The sequence below is a fragment of the Phycisphaerae bacterium genome (assembly GCA_019636475.1).
Lineage (GTDB): Bacteria > Planctomycetota > Phycisphaerae > UBA1845 > UTPLA1 > JADJRI01.
Genome location: JAHBXN010000002.1, coordinates 643,995 through 650,825, shown reverse-complemented (window position 1 = coordinate 650,825; position 6,831 = coordinate 643,995). Strand labels below are relative to the sequence as shown.

6 protein-coding genes are annotated in these 6,831 nt (G+C 60.4%); 3 read left to right on the top strand and 3 right to left on the bottom strand.

Annotated features, from left to right (window positions below; all coding sequences use genetic code 11):
• Positions 1 to 38: 38 nt before the first annotated feature.
• From KF841_05650 to KF841_05640, 3 genes are read right to left on the bottom strand one after another with little or no spacing between them, the layout of a single operon-like run.
• Positions 39 to 620, bottom strand: coding sequence for a TIGR00730 family Rossman fold protein (locus KF841_05650; protein ID MBX3394831.1), 582 nt, complete (start codon positions 618 to 620; stop codon positions 39 to 41).
• Positions 621 to 641: 21 nt separating this feature from the next.
• Positions 642 to 1,697, bottom strand: coding sequence for a prepilin-type N-terminal cleavage/methylation domain-containing protein (locus KF841_05645; GenBank protein ID MBX3394830.1), 1,056 nt, complete (start codon positions 1,695 to 1,697; stop codon positions 642 to 644).
• 53 nt (positions 1,698 to 1,750) lie between these two features.
• Positions 1,751 to 2,227: a hypothetical protein gene (locus tag KF841_05640; GenBank protein ID MBX3394829.1), complete on the bottom strand. Its 477-nt coding sequence runs from the start codon at positions 2,225 to 2,227 to the stop codon at positions 1,751 to 1,753.
• Positions 2,228 to 3,160: 933 nt separating this feature from the next.
• On the opposite strand from KF841_05640, the gene panC reads away from it, so the two are divergent.
• From panC to KF841_05625, 3 genes are all read left to right on the top strand, one after another.
• Entirely contained in the window at positions 3,161 to 4,048 is an 888-nt protein-coding gene (gene panC, locus KF841_05635; GenBank protein ID MBX3394828.1) for a pantoate--beta-alanine ligase, read from the top strand.
• 80 nt (positions 4,049 to 4,128) lie between these two features.
• Positions 4,129 to 5,391 carry a prolipoprotein diacylglyceryl transferase gene (locus tag KF841_05630; protein ID MBX3394827.1) on the top strand — a complete coding sequence of 421 codons (1,263 nt, stop codon included), beginning with the start codon at positions 4,129 to 4,131 and terminating at the stop codon, positions 5,389 to 5,391.
• Between the two features lie 45 nt (positions 5,392 to 5,436).
• Entirely contained in the window at positions 5,437 to 6,828 is a 1,392-nt protein-coding gene (locus tag KF841_05625; protein ID MBX3394826.1) for a metallophosphoesterase, read from the top strand.
• Positions 6,829 to 6,831: the final 3 nt, after the last annotated feature.

Sequence of the window (6,831 nt, the reverse complement as noted above, 5' to 3'; positions counted from 1 at the left end):
ATTCCCTGCCCGTGCTGTCCGATTCAGTCCGCGCCGGATCACACGTCTTCCAGATCGAGCCACTTCGTCAGAGCCGGCGGCCGATACGCTGCCATGTTATCCAGTAGCTTCGCAGGCTCGCTTCCGGCAAGAACCATGTCGAAATGCTGTCGGCGGAGAAACCCCTCGTTCACCGAATGACGCAGGAAGGCGAGCAGGCCATCATAGAAACCATCGACGTTCAGGATCGCGCACGGCTTCTGATGAATTCCGAGCTGACCCCACGTCCAGACTTCGAACAACTCTTCCAGAGTGCCGAGGCCCCCAGGCATCGCCACGAATCCATCCGACTCCCGGGCCATGAGCGCTTTGCGATCGTGCATGGTGTCGACGACATGCAGCTCGGTGACCGAGCTGTGCCCGACCTCGCATTCCATAAGTGACCGTGTGATGACGCCGGTGACCGATCCGCCGGAGTTGAGTGCTGCGTCGGCGACGATGCCCATCAGACCGACATGGCCGCCACCATAAACCAGCCGAATCCCGCGCCGCGCGATCTCCTGTCCCATCGACCGGGCCGTTTCGGCGTGGATTGGATGGGTGCCGGCGCTCGATCCGCAGAATACGCAGATGGACTTCATGTGTGCAGTGCCGCGCGCCTGTTAGTTTCCGATGCGCGTCACACCGTTAATGCCGAAGGCCTGAATCACGTCGTTCAGCACGTTCCCCGGTTCAATCGTGCCGCCCTGCGGGATCCAGAGGTGCGGGTTGGATGCTTCAAGGTCTCCCATCGTCTCAACATGGCCGTCGTAGAAGCTGACGTTCAAACGATAGGAATTCGCCCGGGCCCCTCGGCCCGGATCGGCATTGGCATGACGAAAGGCGTAGATGCGGGCATCGACCGAGCCGTTCCCGCCGTTGCCAGGAGCGAGCGATCGATCCCACGATTGGCTGCCGGCCGCCGGTCCCTGGAAAGGCGCGCTATCCGAAAAAGTCCCGCCCCAGGTTCCATTGACCGTCATGTCATAGTCCGGAGGCGTGTCCGAATTCGAAAAGCGGGCGCCGTCCGCCGCGAAAATCTTGCGCGATGGCGAGCCGATCCGAGTAATCGACGGCTTGTATTCCTGCGGAAGCTTCACTTCGAATCCGTTGTTGTACCAGCTCAGGCCGGTTGAGCTGTCGGTCGGGATCCCTGCCTGCGCACCGCTCGCTGCGCGAACCCACATCTGGTACCGCGACGTGTTGTAGCTGATCATCGGACCGACGCCCGCATTCAGCCCGGAAAAGTGGTCGGCCAGAAATTTGTTCGAAGGGCAGAGGAACATGGTGTCACTGCGGATTCGATTGAACCGCTTGATGACGCCGGCCGTGTCACCCTGATCCGGAAAGTCGAATCCCAACTGCCAGATTCGCTCAAGCGGACCCAGAAAGTCGTACCGCTGAACAGATTGGCCGTACGCCAGAGGCGCCCCCGCGAGATACGCACCTGAGCCGCCCGGAGCGCCCGGCGGCCAGTCGTTGTTGTCAGTGCCGTACTGCACGGCGCCCGACGCGATCGACTTCAGGTTTGCCATGCACTTGACACGTTGCCCGACGCGCCGCGCGGTCGCAAGCGACGGAAGCAGAATCGAAATCAAAAGGGCGATGATCGAAATAACGACGAGCAGTTCAATCAGCGTAAATGCCCGTTGGAATTGGTTGGACCTGCCTCTTCGCATGACGTTGCACCTTCTCTTGCGATTGAAAATCAAATTCCGGACGGTCGCCGGGATCAGTCGCGCTCCATTTGCTCCGCTTCAGTCGGATCCGGCTCCGGAGTGACGCCGTTCGCTCGGTCGATGTCGCTCTGGGTCGGTTTCTTATTGTGACCCACAACGCGCCGTCCGCAGTCCGGACAGTACGTTTCCTCGGTCGAAGTCGGATCAATCCGATTTTTCAGGACGACATACGTCGGCTTGTCCTTGATGTACCACTTGCCGTCCGCGTCCTTCCCCCAGTAGCAGGCTTCAGCTCGATAGCCGGTCAGTTTGCCCGAGGGCGCTTTGATCGGTTCGATATCGCCTTCCTTAATAGTGTAATGGAACACTTCGCCGGTTTCGATATCGATGTACGGCCGAAATGCCGCCTGATCAGCGGCATCCGGGCCGCCAAGCTGGTAGTATCCGATGATCAGTGCCGCAATCAGCGCGATCGCTGCGCCACCAAGCTTGATTGCTTTCGACCGGCTGCCTGAATCGTCCGGTTGCAAGTCGATTCCTCCATGACTGAGGGCGGATTGTCGCGAGGCGCCCCAGCGCGTCTATTTCCCTACAACTTGAGTGCCGCAAAGCAATTCGAGGCGCACGGCAGCTACCGTCCGGATCCTTCAGCATCCGAAACGCGCATTCTTGCGCAGCCGGATGGGGCGGAGGCCCGCCCGTGCCAAGCGGCCGCGATTATAGTGTCCCGTCGTTGCGGCGTAGATTCAAGGATGAATTGATAATTCGCAAATATCGCGCTAACGCGACGCCGCCGCGAAAGATCGGCGGCCACCTGCGACACCGAAAGTGGTGATTTGATGCAGGAACTGGCGCGTAACATCGGCTCAGATGGGCCGTATGACGCGACGGAAAGCATCGGGAACGTCCGATATTATCAGGATGGCGGGCCGACTAAGACGGCGGGGGTGGAGTTCCACCCGCCCGACCGGAAATCGGTCCATCGCACGATCCCCCGGGGAATTCGTATGGTTCTGCTCGGCGCGAACCGGAGCGCTGAGCAAATACACAATCAGAGACCGAAAAACCGGAGAATCCCGTCATCTTCACGGGCATTCGGATCCGCCAGCGGCGGAAGGCTGCTGAGCCGGCCCATTGGCTTGGTGGGTGAGGCTGCGGCTTCGTTGCGTGTGCGGCTGGAGGCTGAGCCGGCAGCATGGGGTCGGAAGGCGCTGGGTCGATTTCGAGGTGGAGCATTGCGAAAATTGAACATCGTTCTGACTCCTGGTTTGTCGGTTGTGTGAGCGTTTTGTCGGTTTCGTGTTCTACAAGGGCAAACAGGGTTGGCCCTGATAGCCCTTGGTTTTCTGTGATGTCTTCGGTCGTTCGCGAACGGGCCGCGTGTGCCATGGCCGGACGTTGCGATGCAATGAAATTCGCCAGAGGGTGGAGCGCGACGCGCTCCGCCGTTATGAATACGCAGAATGTCCGACACATCCTTAAGTTCGGTGCCTTTTTTTAGAACGGTTGCGTCTCTGCGCGCTCACATAAGCAATGTGCGCCGCGCCGGCCGTTCCATCGGATTTGTCCCGACCATGGGCGCGCTGCACGCCGGCCACGCCAGCTTGATCGAAGCCGCCGCCCGCGCCGGCCACTTCGTGGTGGTCAGCATTTATGTAAATCCGACCCAATTCGGCCCGAACGAAGATTTTACCGCCTACCCACGGTCGATCGAAGCCGACGCCGCGATCTGCCGGGACTCCGGTGCAGATGCGATCTTCGCGCCAAACGATGCGGAGATGTACCCGCCCGGTGAAGAGACGCGCGTGCGTCCGGGGCCGCTGGCCGATCGGATGTGCGGCCGGTTTCGGCCGGGCCACTTCGAAGGCGTTTGCACCGTCGTCGCGAAGCTGTTCAACTTCGTTCAGCCGGATGTGGCGTATTTTGGGCAGAAGGACGCGCAGCAGGCCCGCATTCTCGGCAAGATGGTGGATGATCTCGGGTTTCCAGTCCGGTTGGTCGTTTGCCCGATCGTCCGCGAGCCGGATGGCCTTGCCATGTCGAGCCGTAATTCTTATTTGTCGCCGACGGAGCGCTCTTCGGCGCTTTGTCTCTACCACGCGCTTTCACTGGGGCGGGACCGCCTCGCCGCGGGCGAGAAAGACCTGGCCGCGATCGTTCGTTTGATGCAGGAAGAGGTGCATCGAGTCGCCGGCGTGCGGGACGGCCACGTGACGATCGATTACATTGAGATCAACGACCCCGATTCGCTGATGGCGCTGACTGCACCGGGCAAGCGCATGCTGCTGGCCGGGGCGATCCGGATCGGCCGGACGCGTTTGATCGATAATTTATTGGTGACGTCGGATTGAATAGCGGATCAACGATCACGACCCACTGCAATTTTGGCCTGATCGGGCTGACAGCCTTCCGCGATCAGTAAAGGCAATTCATGTTTCCCACCATGTTCAAGATTCCGATGCCGGATTGGCTACCGGCATTCTTTCATTCGTTCGGCGATGTGAAGAGTTACGGCGTCATGATGATGATCGCCTTTCTCTCGGGCATCTGGCTGGCCTGTCGCCGCGCGTTTCGCTCGCAGGCCGATCCGGACGTCGTCCTGAACCTTGGTTTCCTGTCGCTCATTTTCGGTGTCGCGGGCGCCCGGGCCATGTTCGTGATCCACTATTGGCAAACGCGCTTCGCGAACACGCCGAACCCGCTGGCAGCGATCTTTGACATTCGCGCGGGTGGATTGGAATTCTGGGGCGGCCCGATCGCCGTAATTCCGGTGTGCATCATCTACCTTCGTTACTTCGCAAAGACCTCCGTTCGCTGGTACCTCGATATCACCGTTCCATCGCTTGCATGGGGATTGGCCATTACGCGAATCGGCTGCTTTCTGAACGGATGCTGCTGGGGTGCGGTCTGCGTGGACGAGCATGACCCCGCTCATGCGCGCGCGATCGTTCCCTGGGCGGTGAAGTTTCCTTACGGCAGCCCGGCGATGCGTCAGCAATTTGAATTCGGCCAGCTCACGCTGCCCAAGGAACTGATTTACTATCCGCTCGGTCAAATGGCCTACCACCTGCCGAGGGAGTTCATCGACGAAGCCGTGAAGGATGATGGACGCACCCGCGGCGAGTTGGAGCGTGGCCGCGATCAGGCGCTTTCCGAGCTGCGCATCGCCGAATCGAACCATGCCGATCAGCGCATTCAGATCGAGATGCGAAATCTGCATCGAGAGGCCAGTGAGAGACTCCGCAACTTCTACTCTCTGAACCCCATCGGCGTCGTCGAGCGACAGTGCATTCAGTACGGCCTGACTGTTCCGCAGCTTGCCGAACTGGCTGCTCACTACCGCTCGCAGCCGGTGCATCCGACCCAACTCTATGCCGTGGTGAATGCGTTCCTGCTTTCGTGGCTTCTATCGACGATTTTCTACTATCGCAAACGGCATGGTGTCGTGCTTGGGTGGTTCCTGCTCATCTACTCAGTGTCGCGCATCTTTGAAGAGGCGGTCCGACAGGACAATCCGCTTGATATCGGAGGCATCACGATTTCGCAGGCCGTGAGCATCGTCACATTCGCGACGGGCCTTGCGTGGATGTTCCTCATGTATCGCCTGCCGCAGTACAGTCCGCGCGCGGTGAAGTTTGAATTACCGCCGGAGGAAACCGCGCCACCGCCGAAAGCGAAGCCTGCAAGGAAATGACGGGCCGGTCGCAAGACGTGGCCGGCGCTGGGCTCACGCATCGGTATGTCCGCACCGTTGAAAATCCTGCATCTTGCCGATACGCACATCGGCGCCGAGCTTCCGACCCGGCCACGAAGGCCCGGACCGCGGCGCGGTGACGATTTCATCAATGCCTATCTGCGCGTCCTTCAGATCGCACGCGATGAAAACGTCGATCTGGTCATTCACGCGGGCGATGTATATGACACGCCTCGGCCATCCAGTTCCGCGGTGCTGGCCGCGGTGATGCCGCTCCGTCGACTGGCGGACGACGGGATTCCCGTTCTGATCGTGCCGGGAAATCACGAGCGCAGCCTGCTTCCTGCGTCGCCCTTTCTCTCGCATCCGAATATCACGATTGCAGGCGGGCCGATGACGCGTGCTTACTCATTTCGCGGCGTCCGCGTCGCCGTCTCCGCCTGGCCGTGCATCCGTCGCGAAGCGAGCGTCCGATTCGGAGCGGCGCTGGCTGAGACGGGCTGGCGCGACATCGATGCCGACTTCCGAATCCTTGCGGTACACCAGTCCTTCGATTCGGCGGTTTGCGGTCCGGCGAACCATCGATTTTCAAAGAAGAATCCCGATGTGATTTCGCGCGAGGCCGTGCCGTTCGAATTCGACTATCTTGCGGCGGGCCATGTTCATCGCCATCAGTTTTTGCGGCCGGCGACCCGTCTGACGCCGCGCATCGTCTATGCCGGCTCTCCCGACCGGATCACGTTCGCGGAGAAAGATGAGCCAAAAGGCTGTGTGCTGATTGAAGAGGTGTCATGTAAGTTGCACCATCGATTTATCGAACACGCCGTTCGGCCGATGTCGGTCTGGCCGATCGCTGTTGAGGGATTGTCGCGGGAGCGACTGATTTCCCGGATCGAGGAGTTGATTGCCGGTCTGCCGGAGGGAGCAGTGGCAGACATTCGAGTCGCCGGCGTCGCGGATCGGCAACTGCTGCGAGGTATTAAAGTGCGCGAGCGGGCCGCCATGCTCAGGCCGGATGTGCTTCCATATTTCAGCGTTCGCGGCATCGATTTTCCCGATCAGTCGCCGGAGCAGGGGATTTCGCCGATTTCGACGACTTCGCCGCCGGCGGTTTCCGCGTTTGATGTGATTGATCCGGCTCCGGCGCATCGCTATGTCGCAACGGCGGGCAATCTTGCGACGCTGCCGCAGGCGCGCGGTGTGTATGCCATCTACGATCGGGAGGGGCGGCTGCTCTACGTCGGGAAAGCGACGAACCTCCGCGCGCGTGTGCAAACTCACATGCGGGATTCAGCGGCGACGAACTATTTCAGCGGGTGGACGCGACAGGCCGCACGAATTGAGACGGTTCTTGTGTCGTCGGACGAGGCGGCGCTCGACCTGGAGACGAGCCTCATCCGGCGGCATCGGCCGCCGTTCAACTGGTTTGGAACATGAACC